General features: G+C 47.9%; 20 protein-coding genes. 8 read left to right on the forward strand and 12 right to left on the reverse strand.

Annotated features, from left to right (window positions below; translation table 11 throughout):
• Positions 1-206 precede the first annotated feature (206 nt).
• The gene (locus D1831_RS03230; protein ID WP_125071492.1) at positions 207-1,166 is read left to right on the forward strand and encodes an L-lactate dehydrogenase; all 960 of its coding nucleotides are present in this window, start codon (positions 207-209) and stop codon (positions 1,164-1,166) included.
• Positions 1,167-1,284: 118 nt separating this feature from the next.
• Positions 1,285-1,551 (forward strand): hypothetical protein, encoded by a 267-nt coding sequence (locus D1831_RS03235; protein WP_125071493.1) that lies wholly within the window; start codon positions 1,285-1,287, stop codon positions 1,549-1,551.
• A 68-nt stretch (positions 1,552-1,619) separates the two neighbouring features.
• On the opposite strand, the gene D1831_RS03240 is transcribed toward D1831_RS03235, so the two are convergent.
• Positions 1,620-3,053, reverse strand: coding sequence for an MFS transporter (locus tag D1831_RS03240; protein ID WP_125071494.1), 1,434 nt, complete (start codon positions 3,051-3,053; stop codon positions 1,620-1,622).
• Between the two features lie 3 nt (positions 3,054-3,056).
• Complete coding sequence (locus tag D1831_RS03245; protein ID WP_125071495.1) at positions 3,057-3,599, reverse strand: PadR family transcriptional regulator; 543 nt, start codon at positions 3,597-3,599, stop codon at positions 3,057-3,059.
• Between the two features lie 161 nt (positions 3,600-3,760).
• On the opposite strand from D1831_RS03245, the gene D1831_RS03250 reads away from it, so the two are divergent.
• Positions 3,761-4,927 carry a hypothetical protein gene (locus tag D1831_RS03250; RefSeq protein WP_125071496.1) on the forward strand — a complete coding sequence of 389 codons (1,167 nt, stop codon included), beginning with the start codon at positions 3,761-3,763 and terminating at the stop codon, positions 4,925-4,927.
• Between the two features lie 80 nt (positions 4,928-5,007).
• Here the strand turns inward: D1831_RS03250 and D1831_RS03255 are convergent, their stop codons facing one another.
• From D1831_RS03255 to D1831_RS03270, 4 genes are all read right to left on the reverse strand, one after another.
• A complete protein-coding gene (locus D1831_RS03255; RefSeq protein ID WP_125071497.1) occupies positions 5,008-5,979 on the reverse strand; it encodes a biotin--[acetyl-CoA-carboxylase] ligase in 972 nt (323 codons plus the stop codon).
• Between the two features lie 9 nt (positions 5,980-5,988).
• Positions 5,989-6,552, reverse strand: a complete 564-nt coding sequence (locus tag D1831_RS03260) for a biotin transporter BioY (RefSeq protein WP_125071498.1) — start codon at positions 6,550-6,552, stop codon at positions 5,989-5,991.
• A 130-nt stretch (positions 6,553-6,682) separates the two neighbouring features.
• Complete coding sequence (locus tag D1831_RS03265) at positions 6,683-6,928, reverse strand: hypothetical protein (protein WP_125071499.1); 246 nt, start codon at positions 6,926-6,928, stop codon at positions 6,683-6,685.
• A gap of 62 nt (positions 6,929-6,990) precedes the next feature.
• Positions 6,991-8,403 carry a C69 family dipeptidase gene (locus D1831_RS03270; protein WP_125071500.1) on the reverse strand — a complete coding sequence of 471 codons (1,413 nt, stop codon included), beginning with the start codon at positions 8,401-8,403 and terminating at the stop codon, positions 6,991-6,993.
• Between the two features lie 1,127 nt (positions 8,404-9,530).
• Between D1831_RS03270 and D1831_RS03275 the strand changes: the two genes are divergently transcribed.
• The 3 genes from D1831_RS03275 (at position 9,531) to D1831_RS03285 (ending at position 12,291) form a co-directional block, all read left to right on the forward strand.
• Positions 9,531-9,749 (forward strand): NfeD family protein, encoded by a 219-nt coding sequence (locus D1831_RS03275; RefSeq protein WP_125071501.1) that lies wholly within the window; start codon positions 9,531-9,533, stop codon positions 9,747-9,749.
• Complete coding sequence (locus D1831_RS03280; RefSeq protein WP_125071502.1) at positions 9,746-10,651, forward strand: SPFH domain-containing protein; 906 nt, start codon at positions 9,746-9,748, stop codon at positions 10,649-10,651. Before D1831_RS03275 ends, D1831_RS03280 begins: the two co-directional genes overlap by 4 nt.
• 317 nt (positions 10,652-10,968) lie before the next feature.
• Positions 10,969-12,291: an MFS transporter gene (locus D1831_RS03285; protein WP_125071503.1), complete on the forward strand. Its 1,323-nt coding sequence runs from the start codon at positions 10,969-10,971 to the stop codon at positions 12,289-12,291.
• A 187-nt stretch (positions 12,292-12,478) separates the two neighbouring features.
• Here D1831_RS03285 and fba read toward each other — a convergent pair whose 3' ends face one another.
• The gene (fba, locus tag D1831_RS03290; protein ID WP_125071504.1) at positions 12,479-13,342 is read right to left on the reverse strand and encodes a class II fructose-1,6-bisphosphate aldolase; all 864 of its coding nucleotides are present in this window, start codon (positions 13,340-13,342) and stop codon (positions 12,479-12,481) included.
• Positions 13,343-13,793: 451 nt separating this feature from the next.
• Between fba and D1831_RS03295 the strand changes: the two genes are divergently transcribed.
• Entirely contained in the window at positions 13,794-15,164 is a 1,371-nt protein-coding gene (locus D1831_RS03295; RefSeq protein ID WP_125071505.1) for an aldehyde dehydrogenase family protein, read from the forward strand.
• An 89-nt stretch (positions 15,165-15,253) separates the two neighbouring features.
• On the opposite strand, the gene D1831_RS03300 is transcribed toward D1831_RS03295, so the two are convergent.
• From D1831_RS03300 to D1831_RS03315, 4 genes are read right to left on the reverse strand one after another with little or no spacing between them, the layout of a single operon-like run.
• Positions 15,254-15,469, reverse strand: coding sequence for a DUF3955 domain-containing protein (locus D1831_RS03300; protein ID WP_125071506.1), 216 nt, complete (start codon positions 15,467-15,469; stop codon positions 15,254-15,256).
• A 54-nt stretch (positions 15,470-15,523) separates the two neighbouring features.
• Positions 15,524-16,525, reverse strand: coding sequence for an acetoin ABC transporter permease (locus tag D1831_RS03305; RefSeq protein WP_125071507.1), 1,002 nt, complete (start codon positions 16,523-16,525; stop codon positions 15,524-15,526).
• A 14-nt stretch (positions 16,526-16,539) separates the two neighbouring features.
• Positions 16,540-17,433: an ATP-binding cassette domain-containing protein gene (locus tag D1831_RS03310; protein ID WP_125071508.1), complete on the reverse strand. Its 894-nt coding sequence runs from the start codon at positions 17,431-17,433 to the stop codon at positions 16,540-16,542.
• A complete protein-coding gene (locus D1831_RS03315; RefSeq protein ID WP_125071509.1) occupies positions 17,430-17,789 on the reverse strand; it encodes a GntR family transcriptional regulator in 360 nt (119 codons plus the stop codon). The genes D1831_RS03310 and D1831_RS03315 overlap by 4 nt, the downstream gene beginning before the upstream one ends.
• A 173-nt stretch (positions 17,790-17,962) precedes the next feature.
• On the opposite strand from D1831_RS03315, the gene D1831_RS03320 reads away from it, so the two are divergent.
• The gene (locus tag D1831_RS03320; RefSeq protein WP_125071510.1) at positions 17,963-18,976 is read left to right on the forward strand and encodes a LacI family DNA-binding transcriptional regulator; all 1,014 of its coding nucleotides are present in this window, start codon (positions 17,963-17,965) and stop codon (positions 18,974-18,976) included.
• Between the two features lie 71 nt (positions 18,977-19,047).
• Here D1831_RS03320 and D1831_RS03325 read toward each other — a convergent pair whose 3' ends face one another.
• Complete coding sequence (locus tag D1831_RS03325) at positions 19,048-20,424, reverse strand: glycoside hydrolase family 1 protein (RefSeq protein WP_179950284.1); 1,377 nt, start codon at positions 20,422-20,424, stop codon at positions 19,048-19,050.
• Positions 20,425-20,440: the final 16 nt, after the last annotated feature.

Genomic DNA, 20,440 nt, shown 5'->3' on the forward strand with positions numbered 1-20,440 from the left:
CACTAACTATCTAGTTTATTATCTTAACCGGCCAGTCGGAGGTTTGGGAAAAGTGCCACTCTGAAGTTAAGAAAACAACTTAGTCCAATTTAAATCGTTTTCACTAATTGACGTTAAAAAAAAGGCGCTGTAAACTGATCACCGTTAAATTAAAATACAATTAGATTATTAGCTATAGTCTTAATAATTAAATGGAGGTTCAGCTTATGCGAAAATATGCCATCATCGGGGTGGGCCATGTCGGTGCCACCATTGCCTATACACTCGTTTGTAAAGGAATTGCCGACGAATTAATTTTAATCGACACCAACGTTGGGAAGGCCCGCGCCGAACAACTTGATTTGCAGGACGCTCAGGCCCGCTTGGATAGTCGGACCATTATTAAAATCAACGATTATTCTGAATTGACCGATACGGACATTCTCTTCATTACTAGTGGTAACATTCACGCCTTGGACCACGCTTCTGGTAACCGGTGGGCCGAATTTGAATACACGAAACAAATTGTCCAAGACATTGCACCTAAGGTTAAGGCAACCGGGTTTAACGGGGTCGTTATTGATACGATGAACCCCTGTGACGCCATTACATATTATTTCCAACAAGCCACCGGTCTATCCAAACAACAAGTCTTCGGGACCGGGACGTTCCTCGACACCGCCCGGATGCAAAAGGTGGTTGCCGAAGCTTTCAACTGCGACCCCAAGAACGTATCCGGCTACGTTTACGGTGAACACGGCGAATCTCAATTTAGTGCTTGGTCCACCGTTCAAGTCAACGGTATTCCGATTACCAAGCTCGTTAAGTCCCACCACCTCGACTTGGACGCCCTCGAAGCTGAAGCCCGGCACGGTGGTTGGGCCGTCCATTCCGGCAAGGGATACACTAGTTTTGCCATCGCCACCTGCGCGGTCAAACTAAGTGAAGCCGTCTTTGCCAACGCCCGCTTAGCCTGCCCAGTTTCCGCCTATAGTGAACGCTTTGGGACCTATGTCGGCCAACCAGCCATTATCGGTAAGGACGGGGTCGAAAGCATCACAAAGCTGGAGTTGACCGCCGAAGAAGAGGCTAAGTTCCAAAATTCTGCCGATACAATTATTGAAAAATTCCACGCCTTTGACGACGTTTTACCCGGTCAAAAAGCCGAACAACGTAAGCAAGCTTAAAAGTTGGCCTTACCAACCCGCTAAATTCCGGTAGTAGCTGGAAAACACCCACTATCAATGTTAAAATTTTACTAAACAGAACATTCAACGCATTAACTATTAGATGGTGGGATTAAGCATGCAACGACAACTAACAACGCGCCAACGTTGGTTGGCCATTATTATTTTGACAGCTATTGGTATCGGTAGCGCCCTGCTCGGACGGTGGGGCCGTCTGCTGAGTGTGATTTTAATCGGGGTGACCCTCACCGTTTTAATGAGTGGTTGTTTAAACTTTTGTCAGTCCCGGGGCTTTAAGCAAGGAAGCGGCATGCTCTTGTCGTTAATTATTGCCGCGGGCTACGTCCTCATTATTTTAGGGAGTTATGGCTACCTGCGCGGTTAATTGATCAAAAAGTGGTCCAATTCATTTTTCGAATTGGACCACTTTTTTGATAGTATTCACAATCAGTTTTAAGCGCGGTGCCGCTGCAACAACCGCACACCGGTGATTACGGTCGCAATTAAGCAGATCACTAGCGAAACCGTAAAGGCGACCCGCATCCCGTCAATAAAGATTTCCGGGTGCGCCGGCAAATACGACGTCACTTTGTACCCCGCCGAACGACTCATCGCGGAGAACAAGACCGTGGTCGCCGCAGAGATTCCGATAATCATTCCGAGTTCGCGGGCCAACGCGTTGATTCCGCCCGCAACACCAAGGTCCTTGACCGGTACGGAACTCATCACGATCGAATTGTTGGGAGCCATAAAAATACCGTTCCCAAAACCAACCAACCCGATGAAGCCCATGAACACCCACAGCGGCGTGGCCAAGGTGGCTAACATGTAGCCCACCTGACTAATTGAAATTAGGACGAGTCCGATAAACGTCAGCAGTTCCGGTCCAATTTTATCCGAGATTGTCCCGGCAATCGGCGCCACGATCACTTGCACAATCGGGAACGTCATTAGGGCGTAACCGGCGTAATTAGCGGCCAACCCGCGGGCGTTTTCCAAGTAAAACGGCGCAATGACGTTAAAGAAGAAGTTCGCGATAAAAATTAGCAGCGCGCACAAAATACTAATACTAAAGCGCGAATTTTTAAATAATTTTAAGGCCAACACCGGGTTAGCGTGCCGGAGCTCAACTTGAATAAAGGCAATTAAGAGCACCGCGGATACGGCAAACAACGCGAGAATTACTGGCTGGGTAAACCCAACCTCCTGTCCAATAAAGATCCCCGCAAACAGGGTCACCATCAAAACGGCAAACAGTCCCGACCCCCACTTATCTAGCGGTTGAGCAGTCGTCGTCACGTCCTTAGGTAAAATCACCGCGCCCAGGATCATCGCAATAATACCGACCGGGACGTTAATCCAGAAAATATAGCCCCAACTCAGGTGGGCCAAAATCAGGCCTCCAATTCCGGGACCGGCAATGCTGCCTAGCGCCACGAAGGAACCAATCATACCAAGAGCCCGCCCCCGCTCTTTAAACGGGAAAACTTCGGTAATAATACCGTTATTAGTACTCATCGTCATCGACGCCCCAACGGCTTGAACTGACCGTGAAACTAGCAGCAACGTTAATCCGGAATTAAACCCGGAAAGGAGCGACCCCACCGTAAATAGTACCGAGCCAATTTTAAAAATGCGGATTTTCCCGACGGTGTCGCCTAGTTTGCCAAATAATAGTAATAACGCACAAATCACGATCAAGTAGATTGAAACGACCCATTCCGCTTGGTTCATTGGAATGGCTAAATCTTTGCTCATCACCGGCAACGCAATGTTCACGATGCTGCCGTCCAGCGTGGACATAAACGTAAATAAACACACCGCGATTAAAATCCACCAGCGGTGCTTTTGAATCTGCGGGTCTTCCGCAAACGCCGTATTTTTCATTTTTTACTCCTTCTCCCGTTCCATTCGTGTTAATAACGCCGTGACCCACTTAAGCTGGGCCTCGGCTCGAACCCGTTGTAAATCGTTGACCAATAGTGCGTCCTGAATATCAGCTGCCAGCATGTGTGGATTATTCGTCACGTGCCCCGCCTGGTCGGCCAAGCGTTGGAGCTGACCGCTGACAAACTGGCGAAAGTCCGTTAAGACGGTCATCCGCTGAGTTGCCGTCAATAAATGCAAAAAGTTGACCTTCATTTGGTACGTCAGTTGGGTCTGCTTATTCAGTGCAACCGGGGTCAGTACTAAGGTCATAAACCGCTGTCGCCCCGTTGCCGTGATGGTCGCTAATTTTTGGGGCCGTTTACTGGCCGTTTGTTTAAAGTCCATCGTTAGCACCCCCGCGGCAGCCAGCTTATCCAAGAGCGGGTACAACGCGCCAAAACTAATCGTCAGTTCCTGGCCAACCACGTTAATCAACGCTTTGCGCAACTGGTAACCAGTCATCGAATGGTCCATCAATTGTCCAAGAATAAAAAGTTCGTACATAACTCACTGTCACCTAACTTTCGCGTTGTCTAGTATATATATCTTTTCGATATATTACAAGCCCAGTCACTTATCAAACCCCGGCAAACGGTGACTAAAAATCCCGGCAATTAATCAAAAAGTGCTATCATAAGGCATACTAACTAAGGGGGTTAGACACGATGAGCACAATTATGGAAGACCTGCAAGTAGCAGCAAAACAAGCCCACCTCATCAATCTTTATCAGGCCAATAGCGAAGTGGTTTACACCGGCTATATCGATAGTCTGGCACCCGATGGCGTGGTCATGGATACCTACGATGACGCCGGGGTACAGGATGGTGCCGTCTTCATGCGTTACGACGTTATCGACGAAGTTGAAATGATGAGTGAAGACTTAGACAACATGGCATTTCGACTAGAAAACGCCACGACTGAGCGGCTCAACGCGGTGCCCCAAGAACCGTTGCACCTCGACGACCGCCACAACGTTTTACCACAGATCATGGCCCAATCGGCGACTAGTCAACAAGTGATTCTGCTCGTACTGGCCAACAACGACAAGTACCTCGAGGGTCAGGTCACTAACGCAACCGCCCAAGACTTTAGTTTCAAAACTTTCGATAAATTTAACTTTCGCCACAACGGGACTCAGGACCTCGATTTAAGTGCGGTCCAAATCGTTGAGTTTCGGGGTAACGAACTACTACTGGAGAGTGCCTTCGTTAAAACGGACTACCACCACGAGGACACCGTTAAAGTTTCTGGCCAACTCGCAACTGCGGCAACGTTAAGACGAGCTCAGCAAGAACACCAACTGATCGCCATCCGGTCCGCGGACGGTACCGACATGTTCTTCGTTGGTTTCATCAACGCCTTAAATGACGACAGTGTTCTGCTAAACTTAGTCGACATGACCGGTCAGTTCGGAGGGTACACCCTTTGCCGGCGGTCGCTGATCGAATCGGTCACGATTCAGTCCGACTACCTCCAAACAATGCGCGGGTTTATTGAACTCAACCGGCAATACGAACTAAACGTCCAACCGGTACTCAATAACGAGCGTTTATTTGACGCGACGACCGATTTGTTCGACGCGGTTCTTCGCCAAGCGGGCACCTTCAACAACCTGGTTCACTTAACGTCCGAAAATCCGATGCTCCCCGCCATGACGGGGTATCCCGGAACCGTTACTAACGGACACTTCATTTTCTACAACATTGACGATGACAACCAGATCAACCACGTGGGTACCATGATCGAACTTGACCAAGTCGTGGAACTATCCTTTGGCTACATGGACGCCTACCTACTGGAAAAGCGGCTTAAAAGTACCGGTAATTTATAAAAATTAGTTTCACGTGAAACAATCACGCAAAAAAAGCTTTCCGTCAACTTCGGGAAGCTTTTTTGGTAACCAATCGTTATTTATCGAACCCGGGTAACTTCGCCACTGGTAAAACTTTCTCGTTGCCCCGTTGGTAACGTTAGGACGAGTCCCCCACGATCATCAATGGTGTCCGCAATACCGGTAACGGCGCGCTGACCCACTTGCAACGTGACCGGCCGGCCTAAAATTACCGACTTTTCACGGTAAAATGGCAATAGTGCCGTGGAAGGGTATTGCTGATAAGCCGCATTAATTGCCACTAAAAGTGCGGCGGCCAACTGGTTACGATCTACGCTTGCCGTGGGAGCAATACCCTGCGCAATCGCAGTCAGTTCCGTCGGGAAGTCCTTAGTCGTTAAGTTCAGCCCGACCCCCACGATGAAAGCGGCGGTCGAAGTGGACTCCAACTCCATACTGGCCTCGGTGATGATGCCACCGACCTTGTGTTGGTTTAAAAAAATATCGTTGACCCACTTTAGGCCAAAGTCTTTGGTTGGAAAAAATCGTTGAAGAACTTTGACCACGCTCACCACCACCCCGGTCGTCAGCAACCCGACTTGCGAGAGATCATTAGTTGGATTCGGCAACACCAAACTAAAGTACAGGCCGGTTTGTGCCGGTGAATAGAACGTGCGTCCTAAGCGTCCGTACCCCGCCGTTTGCTGGTCGGCTAAAAACGCGGCAACTTGCGGCTGGGCCTGGCGACTCAGCGACTGTTTAGCTAAATACTGGGTCGACGCGGTGGTCGTAGCCACCTCGATTGGCCCGGTAAAGCCACTCCCCGCGGCCACTTTAATGGCCAAGGCGTCCAATTGCCGACTACCAGCGTACTGGTAACCCCGGTTCTTACGGCTGTCAATTTGATGACCACGTTTACGCAGCGCGTTGATTGCCTTCCAGACACTTTCCCGACTAATTCCGACCTGCTGTGCGAGTTGGTCTCCCGATAGCCATTCGTCCGGGTGCGCCATTAACTGGGTTAAAATTTGTTGTTTGGTTGAACCACTCATGTTTTCCTCCTACGCTGGAATTTCAAAATCAATAACGTTGCGGACCCGCCGCGCGATCATCACGGCAAAGGTCGCCTTGATCAAGTCGCCCGGAATAAACGCCAAGTTTGAAAGTAACGCCGGAGCTAGTCCCATGTTAGACTGAATTGCTAACCACACGGCCCCGACCACGTCGATAAATCCGATCCCGGCGATCCAAACGATCAATAATTCACGCCACCAGTTTTTAGCCATCAACGCGTGGGTGCGCTGAAAAAGCGTCCCCATCAACACCGGTGCCAACAGCCACGCGACGAGGTAACCACCGGTTGGGCCAACAAAAACGGCTAACCCGCCACGACCACCGGACAGGACGGGAAGTCCCAACGCGGCCAATGCCAGAAACAGACCCACGGCGACCGTACCGTACTTCCGACCTAACAGTTCCGCAGCCAAAAAGATGCCCATATTCTGTAAAATAATTGGAACCGGAATAAAGCCCACCGGAATTCCCGGAAAAAAGCCTAGAATAATTAATAGTGCCGTTACCATGGCAGTCTGTGTTAAGTGTTTAATGCGTTGTTGATTCGTCATCGTCCGCACGCCCCTTTTATGAATTACTAACAGTATAAGATAATAGTAACCCATTATCAATACTATGGGTTACTATTATCTTAACAAAAGTGACCCAACCAAGGGCGGGCCACTTATTGAAACGTTGTCGTTATGCTTTGGGAAGTCGCTTCTCAATGTGATACTTGCGTGCTTGTGGTTTAGGACCATCCGTCGAAATCAGGTCATCCGCGTAAAATACGGAATAACCGTGATCTTCCTCTAACGGCCGTGCAATCAGTAATCCCCGTTTACGACCGTGCTGAGCGTTATAAATGTCAGCGCTCCGGAGCGCTTCGTTATAATCATGGGATTCTGAAATCGCATCGCCTGGATTAAAAAGAACGTTTTCATCCATCTCGATCAACTCCTTAGGATTGGTACCTTAATTATACACACTTACCACGTTTTGGCGAAAGTTTAAAGGTTGATATCCACGTTGTAGGTCAGTTTAGATAACGTTAACCCCTTGGTGACGAGTTCGCCGATAAAGGCCTGGGCCTTATCCCGCATCATGGCAACCATGACTTTATCCTGTTCCGTTAAGAAGGCGGTTAACTCATCACCGGATAACTTGGCCGCTTTCTTGTCGGTTTCAGCGACAAATTGTCCCAATTCGATTCGGCATTCCTTTAAGTAATCAACGTTGTCCTGCACAAAGTCGGCGTAGTGAGTTTCGGTCATCATTGAAACCGTCCGGTATAGCCAGTAAGCACTCTTAATGTCGTACTTCAACGGCGTGTTAGCAAAGCTCGGGTCCGTTTCCGAAACGTTCGCGTGGAACGGTAGGAACGGCGCAAACGCCGGGGTCCCAAAGGTCATCCACATAATGGCACTCTGTTCTTCGGGCACGTCGTTACGAATCTGCATCACGTGAGAGTTTTGCGTCCGGTTCATGGAAATTGGCCGGAATTTTTTGGCTTCCGGCGTGTTCAAAAATGGATCATACTTAGTTTCGTTGTAGTGCGAACCCAAAACGTATTCCACGTCAGCCACCGAAATTTTCTTAGCGGCGTGGCAAATGAATGGGAGTTCGCTGGATTGCGGATCCTGTTCAATTTCCGGGTTGAAGTAGTGTTGGCCGTACCAAACCCGTGGTGTGTTGTAGTGCCGGTCCTTTTCATTATCGGTTCCAAAGATGTGACGGAAGTTGAAGCCTTCCTTGTCCGGGTTCAAGTGGTGTTCTTCAACGAATTCTTGAATTCCGTCGGACCACATAAAGTTATCGGGATCGTTAAAGTCGACCCATTGGATGGCAACTTGGTTAGCAGCTACCGCGTAGGCGTCGTCCGGAATCCGTTGTGCGACCCAGTGGTGCCCCGTCACGATTTCCATGTACCAAACGTCATTTTTATCGTTAAAGAGTACCCCGTTACCTTCGGGTGAACCGTACTTAGCAATCAGCTGGCCCAAGTATTCAACCCCACCACGGGCGGAATCGATAAACGGGGTCAACATCGTTGGTAAGGAGTCTTCTGCCAGACCATTCTTAACAAAGGGGTCAAACGTCAATGTATGTTCATTACCATAAACACTTTCAGTGGAAGAAACCCCGACGTTCTTTTCGTTAAAGCCGTTTTCTTCAAAAACACCCTTTTCGGCAACTTCGATGTTTGGTACGGCTTGGTAACGGTAACCGTCTGCTGGAAGTGGCGCGGTAAAGCCGTTCTTACCGGAAGTCAACGTTTCGTGACGGCCGTGAACCGCGGGGTGAACAATAAACTTTTGTGGTGTAATCGGCATAAAAGTATCGTCATTACGAGCAATGATCGTGGAACCGTCCACGGTTGCTTTTTTCCCTACTAAAATAGTGGTACATGCTTGTTCATTCATGTAAACACGCTCCTATCAGATTAATGTATACGTTCTCAAGTTTAATGATACACGCTCTCTTTAAAATTACCACCATGCCGGAAGCGCTAACATTGAATTCTTACGTAATTCTAATTGCGCGTGGCACTTAAGAAAAACAAGTTTTTTCATTATTTAATGAATTATTCTTAAATTTGAAAAATCATCGCCACACTTTCTTCACAATTCGTTGGTACTATGTATTCATAGCAATTGAGGATCCCCCTCCAAGATTGCTATTATAATAATTAACATTCTTTTCATTTACTCCTCCAAAGTAATGAAATCCGTTAAAGTGTAAAAACTTTAACAGCTTGGTGAGCGGCATGTGAACGTCCCCCCGCTTATATGAATAAACGCTCATCAAGTTTATCAGCATATGATTCCCCGTCATATGCTGACCTACTCCTTTTGACCTTCGTATTCCCGTACGAAGGTTTTTTTGTGTAGAGTGTGAGATTCAAGCGGGTTGGGGCCGAGGATTAGCCTAGCGGGCAGCGGTATGCGGGTTTGGCATATTGCTGGTCGCGTAGCTAACCGGAAGACCCAGCTTGACCCGAGCACGTTTATCCCTTCAACACGCCCACGATCAGAACCCCCAGAAACACTAAGGCACTCAAATAAACGATGATCCAAAAGATATCAACGATTAAACTGTTATCATCATAATTTGTCTGTTTCATTTTAAAGCCTCCTACGAATATTTAGTAATTTATGGCCAATCAAAACTTAATTTAACGCAAACACACCCCAAATAAAGTAAATGCACACACCTAACAATACTAACGATACTAAGGTAAATAGTAGCCATCCAATTAAGCTAAAGAGGAGCGCGATTCCCTCAAAAAACCATTCTAAAAAATCAAGCCTATTTGCTCCCCCTGTTTTTCTATTAATTATAACCCGCTTTAAGTTCCGCGACCATCACATATAAAGCGTTCTCATTACCGGTTCTCAATTTCCCCACGCACGCGTCACCGGTAGTTACCAAAACCAAATTAACGGTTATCGGGCCAAATAACGTCGGCCCGTTCCCACTCCCTTGCACTACCATTCCGTCACTAAACGGCTTATAATTAAGTATCACAAAGATAAGGTGGAGAACGGCTATGCAAGAAGGATACTTAGATCAGCGCTTAATTGGTCGGCGTTTCGTGTTGCAAGCAAGTGATTTGACCGACGGCGTTGCGTTCTACGGTATTTTTTACCACTTACGTTCAAACCAACCGCTACACGCCGGGGACACCGTCGAAATCACTGCAACCAGTGCGCACGGATTGACGGTAACGGTGGTCGCACCACCACATCAGGGGGAGGACACAATATGATTCAGCTTATTATTGGCATTATTGTCATCATTTTAGTTTTATTGGTGTTGGCCGCGTCGATTCGCATCATCACCCAACCCAATCAGGGGGTCGTTTTAACCTTCGGGAAATTTGAACGGGTACTTAGTTCCGGCTTCCACTTCATTAAACCGTTTATTTCACACGTCATCACGGTCAATACCGCGCAAACACCGGTTGATTTAAACCAACAAGTTGTCATCACTAAGGATAACGCCGAGATTTCGGTCAAGATTTCCTTAAAATACCACGTCACTAACATCGAAGACTTTGTCTTTAAAAACGAAGATTCTGTGCGGAGCATGATCCAAGATACCCGGGCCGCTCTGCGGGGCATTATCGGGAACAAAGAACTGAACGAAGTCTTGAACGGGACCCAGGAAATCAACGCCGCGTTGTTTAAAGAAATTTCTTCCGTCACGGCTGGTTACGGGCTGAACGTTGACCGGGTCAACATTGATTCGGTCAACCCGTCCGCTGATATTCAAGCTTCCATGAACAAATTACTGCAAGCTACCCGGGAACGGGATGCCACCATTGCGACCGCCGAAGGTAAAAGCCGGTCGATCACCTTGGAAAACGAAGCCAATAACCGGGCCCTACTAGCAACCAACAAGGCCCAAAACGAAGCGCTCGTTAACAGCGCCAAGGCCAAGGCCACCGCTGTTCAAACCGAAGCGGACGCCGATGCTTACCGCACCCGGATTTTAAACGAAGCGTTGACCGCTTCATCCGAAAACTACTTTATCTTCCAAAACACCGAAGCCGTCAAAGCGTTAGCCGACGGTAGTGCCAACACCGTGGTCTTACCTAACCAGACGCTGGATAGTTTGGGATTGATTCCCGCGCTAACGAAGGTTGGCAAAATGGGCACTAAGGCCTAAGCACCCGCAGTACGGCTAAAACTTTAAACCGCGTAAATGACTCACATCAACTGAGTCATTTACGCGGTTTTAGTTTCATGATCACAATACTAACCCGACTCGTCAAAGCTGATTCATTTCACTGAACCATTGGCGCAAACCATTTTTAGTTCACTTTCTTTGACGATAAAAGTCGGGTCAGCCTAAAATAACACCGACTAACTTACTTGGACAACTAACTCGTAACCCCAACTAACACCGTAATAAGCCGATAACTGTTACCAACCGTTAAAATGGTTTAAGATTAAATTGTCTAAAATAGATTACGAGGTGATACTTTGAACCAACCATGGCAAACCGCTTGGCCGGAGCGAATCAGTTACGGACTAAGTGACGCCGCGGATAACCTGGTCTTTCAAATGATGACCACTTACCTGCTATTTTTCTACACCGACGTTTACGGACTGTCAACGAGTGCGGCCGCCATCCTGTTTATTGTCGCCCGGTTGGCGGACGTCGTTGAAAGTTTGATTATTGGCATTATGATCGACCATACCCATTCACGGTTTGGTAAGAGCCGCCCTTTCTTCCTGTGGTACGCCTTACCCTACGTCCTTTTTGCGGTGTTAACGTTTGTGACCCCCGATTTTAGTGCCAACGGTAAGTTAATTTGGGCGTACGTGACCTACCTGGGCCTGGGGTTCTTCTACACCGCGGTCAACCTGCCAATTACGTCGATTTTACCGGCCCTGTCACAAAATGAGCAGGAGTTAACGTTACTTGGCGTTATTCGTCAATTTTTCGGGAGTAGTGTTCAGATCATTGTCGCCGTCTTTACGTTACCGTTAGTGGCGTTCTTCGGTAAGGGTGACCAGCAGCGGGGCTTTTTATTAACGATCGTCCTCTTTGGTCTGATTTCACTGGCTTTGATCTGGAACACCTTTTTCCAAGTCCGCGAACGTTTTAGCCGGCCCGAACAGCCCCACCAATCATTCAAAGCCGTTTGGGGCATGTTAAAGCAAAATCAACCCTGGTTTATTTTATCAACCGTCATCCTACTGTACTGGCTAACGACGGCGATTAAAAACCAAACGACTATTTACTATTTTAAATATTTGATCAACCAAGAAAATCTCGTGCCGGCCGTTAACGCTTTTACCTTCGCCGCACTCATCGGGGTTGTCCTGATTGTCGCCCTAGCAAAACACCACGGCAAAAAGAACACCATGTTAGCCGGGATTGCCATCGCGGCCACTGGACAACTGATCTTAGCGTGTGGCAGCGTGGGACGGTGGTTACCCTTAATTTTTGGCGGAACGCTGATTAACGCGGTTGGTAACGGCCTCATCATCGGACTAGTTTCCATCATGATTGCCGATACCATCCGTTACGGTACTGCGCTAGGGATTCAAGCGGAGGGGATTCTAGCTTCCACCGACGACTTCGGGGTAAACGTTGGGCTCGGCCTAGGTGGTCTGGTTACCGCCGGGTTATTCCATTTATCCGGCTACGTTGCTAACCACCCCCAAAACGTCGCAACCCAACACATGATCACCCTGAACTACGCGTGGATTCCACTGGCACTCTACGCGGCCATGTTCATCATCCTGCTGTTTTACAATGAGCGGCAATTACAAACTGCCATCCGGCAACCCCATTAACAACAACAAAGTGTGCCAAAAGTCGGTTAAGCGGAACCAGCTGACTTTTGGAATCCGTTTCGACAATGATTGTTCGGGGATAAAACAGAGGCTGTGACTTTTGTCACAGCCTCTTTAGTAGCCCGTTCATTTTTTTGCACAAAAAAAGCCGACCGCAGTCGACTTTTTCTCTGAGTCAAAAATCCAATTATTTAACAGATGGAGTCATGAACCAGCCAATACGTGACGTCATAACGTCAACCATGGCTTGCTTACCAGGTGCTAATAACTTACGAGGATCGTAGCCCTTACCGATTTGGTCTGCGCCAGATTCGATGTAAGCACGGGTAGCGTTAGCGAAAGCAATTTGGTTTTCGGTGTTAACGTTAACCTTGCTGATACCCATCTTAACAGCCTTAACGATTTGGTCCTTAGGAATACCTGAACCACCGTGAAGTACTAATGGCATCTTAACGGCGTCTGAGATTTCTTGTAAACGTTCGAAGTGCAAACCTTTCCAGTTTTCTGGGTATTTGCCGTGAATGTTACCAATCCCAGCAGCTAAGTTGTCAATACCAGTGTCAGCTAAAGTCTTAGCTTCTTCAACAGAGGCTAATTCACCTTCACCGATGATACCGTCTTCTTCACCACCGATTGAACCAACTTCGGCTTCAACAGAGATGCCCTTGGCGTGAGCCAACTTAACGATTTCCTTAGTCTTTTCCAAGTTTTCAGCAAATGGTAAGTCGTGGCCATCAAACATAACTGATGAGAAACCAACTTCGATACATTCTTTAGCAGCTTCGTAGTTACCGTGATCCAAGTGCATTACAACTGGAACGGTAATGTTCATGCTTTCCATTTCGTCAGCAACTAAGTCCATAACCAGCTTGTAGCCACCCATGTACTTAGCAGCACCCATGGAAACTTGAAGAATAACAGGGGTGTTAGTATCCTGAGCACTCTTTAAGATGCAACGAGTCCATTCAAGGTTGTTAGTGTTGAACGCACCAATAGCGTAATGGTTCTTGTATGCGTCTTGTGTCATATCAACAGTATTAACAAATGACATAAAAATAACCCTCCTAGGTTAATTAAGAGATACGATTTTTGAATCACATTCATTTTAGCACACTTTAGTTAGCAGTGATAACCGATTTGTGATATTTATTAACCAATAGAATCCCTTAAACAGCGGTATGTTTGTCCACTTTCTAATGTAAGCCTTTCCATTTACGGACCATGAATAAGCCCTAAGTAACGCTATCATCATAAATTCAATAATTTTAGTTAATTTTCCATTAACTATTTGCAAATTGTGAAATAAATAACATCGTGGCGAAACAGCGATATTGTAAGCGGTTACTTAAATTTCACTAAACATCGTTATTAAACCGGCGTTATCGCAACTAGATAATTTTTCGATGAAACCAAAACTCCCTATTTACATTTGTGAAGAAATGACTATAATGAGACTTGTGAAATAAACAACAAGTACCGTATTGCTTAGGAGGAACCACTCGATGTTGAAAGAAATTGATGCAAAAACTGATATTAAACAATCAATTGATCGCCTTGTGTTAAACGCCTCTTTGGCTGCCAACCGCTTGGAAGTCATGGATCAGGATCAGATTGACGAAGCCGTAACTGCCATGGCGCACGCCGCCCACGCAGCACGGGGCATGTTAGCCGCCATGGCCGTGGAAGAAACGGGTCGTGGCAACTACCGGGACAAAGTTGCTAAAAACGATTTTGCCGCTAAAAACGTTTATAACTACATTAAGGACGATAAAACGGTCGGAATTATTAACGACGACCCCGTCAGCGGGATCACTAAAGTTGCCGAACCCGTTGGGATCATTGCCGGGGTCACCCCGGTAACCAACCCAACCTCCACCGTCATTTTTAACGCGATGTTGGCCTTAAAGACCCGCAACCCCATTATCTTTGGCTTCCACCCGTTTGCTCAAAAGTGCTGTGTTGAAACCGGCCGCATCATCCGGGACGCCGCCGTTGCCGCGGGTGCTCCCAAGGACTGGATTCAGTGGATTAAGGAACCTAGCCTTGAAGCAACCAACACGCTGATGAACCATAAGGGTGTGGCCACCATCATCGCCACTGGTGGTGCCGGCATGGTCAAAACCGCTTACTCAACCGGGAAGCCCGCTTTAGGCGTTGGCCCCGGCAACGTACCGTGCTTCATCGAAAAGACGGCCAACGTCAAACAGGCGGTCAGTGACGTCATTACTTCTAAGGCTTTTGACAACGGGATGATTTGTGCCTCCGAATCTAACCTGATCGTTGATGACAGCATTTACGACCAAGTTAAAACGGAATTAAGTCAAAACGGCGTTTACTTTGTCGGCGAAGACCACTTCAAAGCCCTCGAAAGTACCGTAATGAACTTGAAGAAACAGGCCGTTAACCCGAAAGTTGCCGGTCAAACACCGTGGCAAATTGCCCAGTGGGCGGGATTTGAAGTACCAACCGATACCAAAGTGTTGGCCGTTGAAATTCCCGACATTGGTGGGGACCAAGTCTTTTCACGTGAAAAATTATCACCCGTTCTGGCGGTCGTTCACGCCAAGGATACCCAAACTGGATTTAACTTAATGAAGCGGAGCCTTTCCTTGGGTGGCTTAGGCCACACGGCAACGCTGCACACGACCGACGAAAAAGTCATGAACCAGTTTGCCCTTGAAATGACGGCTTGCCGGGCATTGATCAACGTACCCTCTTCGCAAGGGGCGATTGGCTTTAAGTACGATAACGTCGCTCCTTCCTTAACGTTGGGTTGTGGGACGTGGGGTCATAACTCCATTTCACATAACTTGGAAGACTGGGATTTATTAAACATTAAAACCGTTGCTAAGCGCCTCAACAAGATTCGTTAATCCTTCAATGATATAAGTTCAATTTGCCGCTAACAAAAGCACCTGATCGAGTCAGTAGAGCTGACTGGTCAGGTGCTTTTTAGTGGTGCTTAATTACGGTGCGCGCGGCGGTGCCACCGCTGAACGGCTAAAATAATGGTCGTGACCAGGGCTAACACTAACAACCCGTAACCCACCGGTAACAAGAAAAAGGGTTCCCGCAAAAAGCCATCGGCGTCCACGTAACTCCCCAGCATCATTTTCAAAATAAAACACAACGCGGCACTAAGCCACAGCATTCCACAAACTGAGCGGTGCATTCGCATGTCATGACCTCCTTAAGTTCTGCTTACTCGGACGTTAAGTGCTAATTGTTCAAGTTACGCCAACTTTTTAAACGTCCACGCATCCCGGAAATGATCCGGACGGTACAAAAACCACCGCCCTAAACTCCAGGTTAAGTACCCGACCACAACGGCCATCACAACCGCCGTTCCAAACGGCATACTCTCCCGGTAATTATCGGTAATTAAGCCCAGGATCTCTAATCCAAACTCCGAGCAACTGGTTGCGATTACTAAATAAATAATTGAAAACCATAAAACGGCTGAACGGAGTTGGGGAAAGCGGAAAAATTCCCGACTGTTTTCCAATGACAGGTGGTCAAAGCCCCACGCATTTAACCAGTACAGGAAACCACCGAAGACAATCCCGGCACCGATGATTATGATCAGCCCGGACCAAGCGCCTTCACTGACCCGATTCAAAACATCAACTTGACGATAACTTGACCGGGTAATACCGGCAATTAAGTTAATGACACCGTTATAGGCAAAAATCAAACTGCAGCAGAAGACGAACCCGGCGAAGGCGCTGGCAAAGACGTGCCCGACCCACAGGCCAAAGGTCACCCCAATCAGCATCAGCACCCAAAACAGAATTAATTGACCAAGTTGAATGCGCCAAGAATTACCCCAAACAAAGTACGCGTGCTGCTTAGCCAATGCCGATTGAATGATCAACCAGTAAACGGCTTGCATGAGCACGTAGCCAACCGTGGTGGCTAGAACTAACAGTCCCATTTTTTGACGGTAGATTCGCCGCCGTACCACGGGTAGTGCAAATAAATAGTGGTTAAAGTGCGTCCAATTATCATGTAAAAAGATTGTGAGTCCCAGACTAAAATATACGACGATGGCAACCATGATTCGCAGGCCCCCACCATCTTCCAATTTGAACGCTCCGGCCGGCATGTAGAGTTCGGGCTGGTTAACCACACTAAACCCTTCCTTGACCCCCGCGGCCACTAGCGCAATAACGGCCGTTAAAAAAAAGACCCGGTAATGCTGCCAGAGTAACTGACGTAATTTTTGATTTGACATGTTCCCACCCGCTCCTATGATAATAATTCGTAATCCGCTTCGTCCGTTAGGTTCGCCATGAACAAGTCGGTCAACGAAAGCGGTAATTCTTCTTGGAAGACCGGGTTAGTCGTATCTAATCGGGCCTTTAATTCCGGCGTATAGTTTTCAAAAACGACCACGATGACCCGGCCGGATACGTGCACGACCCGCCCCGTTTTCCGCAAGAGGTCCGGCACTTTTTTATCCCGGTACACGAGTTGCACCTTCCGTGCCCGACTCCGCATTTCCTCTAACTGGTAATCGTTCACGATCCGCCCGGTTTTAAGCATTAAGGCCCGGTCAATGACGCCTTCCAACTCAACCAGATTATGGGAAGCAATCAAAATGGAGCGCTGACCCCCGGCAACTTCCTCAATCAGGATACTCAGAATGTTTTTCCGTACCAGAACGTCCAACCCGTCCAGCGGTTCGTCTAAGAACAAGTACGGCGCGTTGGTCGCAACGCTCAGAATAATCGTGAACAAGCCAAACATTCCTTTGGAAAAATGCCGTAACTTTTGATTTTCCGTTAAGTGGTAACGATTCAATAATTGATTAAACTTAGTCGTATCAAACTTAGGGTATGCAGCTTGGTAGTATGCCTTTATTTGACTAATAGTGGTTCCACGGAAAAAGTTTGCCAACGGATCAATGAAGCACAACTCCGTTTTTAGTTGCGGGTGACGTGCCAAATCCTGACCATCCACGGTAATGTTTCCACTGTCAGCCAAATACTGCCCGTTGATCGTTCGAAACAGGGTCGTTTTACCAACCCCGTTACGGCCAATCACACCAATAATTTGGCCGGGGGCCACGGTAAAGCTGACCGCGTCTAGTGTCGCCTGCTGGTCAATTTGTTTACTTAACTTATTAATTACTAAACTCATAACGGGTTCCCTTCCATCTGGTCAAGCCAACTGTGCAGTTCCGTAAAACTAACTCCCGCCTGCTGGGCTTGACTAACGATCTGTTGTAACTTTTTCTGCAACTCGCTACGGACCGAAGTCGGGGTCACGGCGTTAACGTAAGTCCCCTTCCCCGGCACCGTGCGAATAATTTGCTGCGTTTCCAACTGCTTATACGCTTTGCTAACCGTGTTCGGGTTAAGTAAGTGTTGCTTCGCCATTTCACGGACGGATGGCAACTGGTCATCCACCCGCAAAATACCGTGCGCAACGTCCTGTTTAACGCCTTCAACCAACTGGGCGTAGTACGGTTGGCCGCTAACGTGATCAATTTGCATGGGCCGCTACCTTTCTACTGTACTATGCTGTACTATTGTTTTATATATAGTACAGCGTAGTACGGTCAAAAGCAACTGGAGCTATAAAATTATCTCGTGGTATGATTAGAACAATTAAAACTTAGTTTGGATAACTTTATCCGCTACACCACGCCACAGGAAGAGGGACGGACATGGCATCGATTCGCGAAGTTGCCAAAGCCGCGGGGGTCTCGGTCGGTAGTATTTCACGCTACCTCAACGGGCAACAACTCAAAGCGGCTAACATGCAAAAAATTAAACGGGCAATTGACGACTTAGGCTACCAGGAAAATATCATCGCTAAGGGCCTGAAAAACAACCAGAGTTTCGCGGTGGGGTTGCTAATGAACAACCTAGCTAGTCGGCTGAGTATGGACATCGTGTCCAGTATTGAAGCAGTCATGGAACAAGCTGGTTACAGCATTCTGTTAAGTGGCTTTCAAGGTTCTTCAACGTTAGCCGCTAACAAGGTCGACTACCTGCTTAGTCACGCGGTGGACGGCCTGATCCTCTTTGAGGCCGATCAGAACTGGCCCGGCATGGCGCGTTTAGCAGACGTTCAGGTCCCAGTCATCTCACTCAACAGTCCCAACGGGCTTGCCAACGTTGATTCCATTCTCGTGGACGACCGCGGCAGTGTCCGCCGACTTGTTCAACACTTGATCGCGCAGGGACACCGTCGTATCGGGGTCCTCGCCGCGCCACAAACCGACTATACCGCACACGAACGGTTAACCGGGGTACGAGAAGCCGTGCGAAGCCACCCGCACGTTGAAGCCACCGTCTATTACGGCGACTATTCGCGCCCCAGTGGCTTTGAAGGTGCTCAAAAGCTGATCGACGACCACGTTGACGCCCTATTCGTCTGCAACTTCAACATGGCACTCGGTGCACTGGAATATTGCAACCGGGCGGGTATCCGCATTGATCAGGATTTAGCCTTTAGTCATTTTGACTACTTGGACGAAATGAGCAGCTTAATTTCAAACCGGCTCGTTATTCAACAACCAGCCAAAGAAATTGGTAAGATGTGCGCGGAACGGTTATTAAGCCGTATCAACCACCAATCTGAAAACGTGGGCGCCACCTTTGTCTTCGATAACTTGATCGTTGGCTTAGGTGACGACCCTCACGCCGAGACTCAACCAACCATCGTGACGCCGTAACTGAGCATAAAAGGCCCGCAAATCGCGTGATTTGCGGGCCTTTTATACTTTACTTTAATTTTAATGATTGATTACGATAAGTTGGCCCCGTTACTAGCAATGACCCGTTTAAACCAGTTAAACGACTTCTTAGGAATCCGTTTAAGATTCTTAACGTCACGGTTAGTCCGGTTAACGTAAACCATCCCGTAACGTTTATCAACGTTACCGCTAGAACTTGGAATATCAATTAAGCCCCATCCTAAGTACCCCAACACTTGAACACCATCTTCAAAGATCGCGTTCTTCATCGCCTGGATGTGTTGGCGGTGGTAGTCAATTCGGTAATCATCCTGAATCTCGTGCCCGTCATTCTTTTCCCGGACACCAATTCCGTTTTCAATTGGAAACATCGGGATACCGTACTCGTTGTAAACCCGGGTCAAAACGTCCCGGAAACCGAGCGGGTCAACGTTCCACTCCCACTCGTTATACGGGGTATACGAATTGTGAACCGAGCCATAATCCACGTAACGGTTCGGGATCGTGTTAACCGGGACCCGACTCGCATCGATCAAACCACTGCGGTAGTACGAAAAGGCGATAAAATCACTTTTAAGCTGGTCAAAGTCACGTTGGTCCGCGGCCGTAAAATCAAAGTCAAGGTGGTGATTTCGCGCATAGGTCATAACCTGATTGGAATAGTGACCGTGCGCGTACACGTCTAACAAGTTCCGGTTCATAAATTCGTTGATTTGGCGGGCAAACTGGTTATCCCGCGGGTTAGCCGTAGCGGCGTAACACTCTTCGTACGCCAGCATTCCGCCAATTTGTGCCTTAGTCGTTGCGTGGACGTAGTTAGCCACTTGCGCGTGGGCCACCATCACGTGGTGGGCAATCGTGTAGATTTCCTGGTCACTTTCGCCACCGGTCAAACAGCCCGCGTATACCCGTGAATAACTCGTAGAATAGAGGTTCTGCTCATTAAAAGTGATCCAATAAGGGACTTTATCCGCAAACTCATCGACCATCCGTTTACCGAAACGGACAAAGGCGTCCACCACGTGCCGACTCAAGAAGCCGTTATACTTTTGCGCTAACGTCAACGGCATGTCAAAGTGGTATAAACAAACCATCGGCGTAATGTTGCGCGCAATTAACGCGTCAATTAGCCGGTGATAAAACGCAATGCCTTCGGGATTAAATTCCCCGTCACCGTCCGGACAGACCCGACTCCAAGAAATCTGTAGCCGGTAACAATTCATGTTCATCGCCCGCATTAAATCGTAATCCTCAGCGTAACGGTGGTACTCGTCAATCGTCACGTCCCAGTCGGCGTTATTGGGGCCGGCCTTACGTAAATCATAGACCGACGCGCCCTTACCGCCTTCGTGGGTGGCACCCTCCGTTTGCATGCTTGAAGTTGAATTTCCCCATAAAAAACCGCTCGGTAATTGTTGTTCCACTATTCATCAGCTTCCCTTC

The sequence above is a fragment of the Lactiplantibacillus garii genome (genome assembly GCF_003885105.1).
GTDB classification, from domain to species: Bacteria; Bacillota; Bacilli; order Lactobacillales; family Lactobacillaceae; genus Lactiplantibacillus; species Lactiplantibacillus garii.

Coding starts and splice junctions, on each gene's coding strand:
- D1831_RS03265 (WP_125071499.1), bottom strand. CDS start 6,928: ATGGATGAAAACGTTCTTTTTAATCCAGGCGATGCGATTTCAGAATCC.
- D1831_RS03260 (WP_125071498.1), bottom strand. CDS start 6,552: ATGACGAATCAACAACGCATTAAACACTTAACACAGACTGCCATGGTA.
- D1831_RS03310 (WP_125071508.1), bottom strand. CDS start 17,433: ATGAGTTTAGTAATTAATAAGTTAAGTAAACAAATTGACCAGCAGGCG.
- D1831_RS03245 (WP_125071495.1), bottom strand. CDS start 3,599: ATGTACGAACTTTTTATTCTTGGACAATTGATGGACCATTCGATGACT.
- D1831_RS03250 (WP_125071496.1), top strand. CDS start 3,761: ATGAGCACAATTATGGAAGACCTGCAAGTAGCAGCAAAACAAGCCCAC.
- D1831_RS03315 (WP_125071509.1), bottom strand. CDS start 17,789: ATGCAAATTGATCACGTTAGCGGCCAACCGTACTACGCCCAGTTGGTT.
- D1831_RS03235 (WP_125071493.1), top strand. CDS start 1,285: ATGCAACGACAACTAACAACGCGCCAACGTTGGTTGGCCATTATTATT.
- D1831_RS03230 (WP_125071492.1), top strand. CDS start 207: ATGCGAAAATATGCCATCATCGGGGTGGGCCATGTCGGTGCCACCATT.
- D1831_RS03275 (WP_125071501.1), top strand. CDS start 9,531: ATGCAAGAAGGATACTTAGATCAGCGCTTAATTGGTCGGCGTTTCGTG.
- D1831_RS03280 (WP_125071502.1), top strand. CDS start 9,746: ATGATTCAGCTTATTATTGGCATTATTGTCATCATTTTAGTTTTATTG.
- D1831_RS03270 (WP_125071500.1), bottom strand. CDS start 8,403: ATGAATGAACAAGCATGTACCACTATTTTAGTAGGGAAAAAAGCAACC.
- D1831_RS03300 (WP_125071506.1), bottom strand. CDS start 15,469: ATGCGAATGCACCGCTCAGTTTGTGGAATGCTGTGGCTTAGTGCCGCG.
- fba (WP_125071504.1), bottom strand. CDS start 13,342: ATGTCATTTGTTAATACTGTTGATATGACACAAGACGCATACAAGAAC.
- D1831_RS03255 (WP_125071497.1), bottom strand. CDS start 5,979: ATGAGTGGTTCAACCAAACAACAAATTTTAACCCAGTTAATGGCGCAC.
- D1831_RS03240 (WP_125071494.1), bottom strand. CDS start 3,053: ATGAAAAATACGGCGTTTGCGGAAGACCCGCAGATTCAAAAGCACCGC.
- D1831_RS03295 (WP_125071505.1), top strand. CDS start 13,794: ATGTTGAAAGAAATTGATGCAAAAACTGATATTAAACAATCAATTGAT.
- D1831_RS03305 (WP_125071507.1), bottom strand. CDS start 16,525: ATGTCAAATCAAAAATTACGTCAGTTACTCTGGCAGCATTACCGGGTC.
- D1831_RS03320 (WP_125071510.1), top strand. CDS start 17,963: ATGGCATCGATTCGCGAAGTTGCCAAAGCCGCGGGGGTCTCGGTCGGT.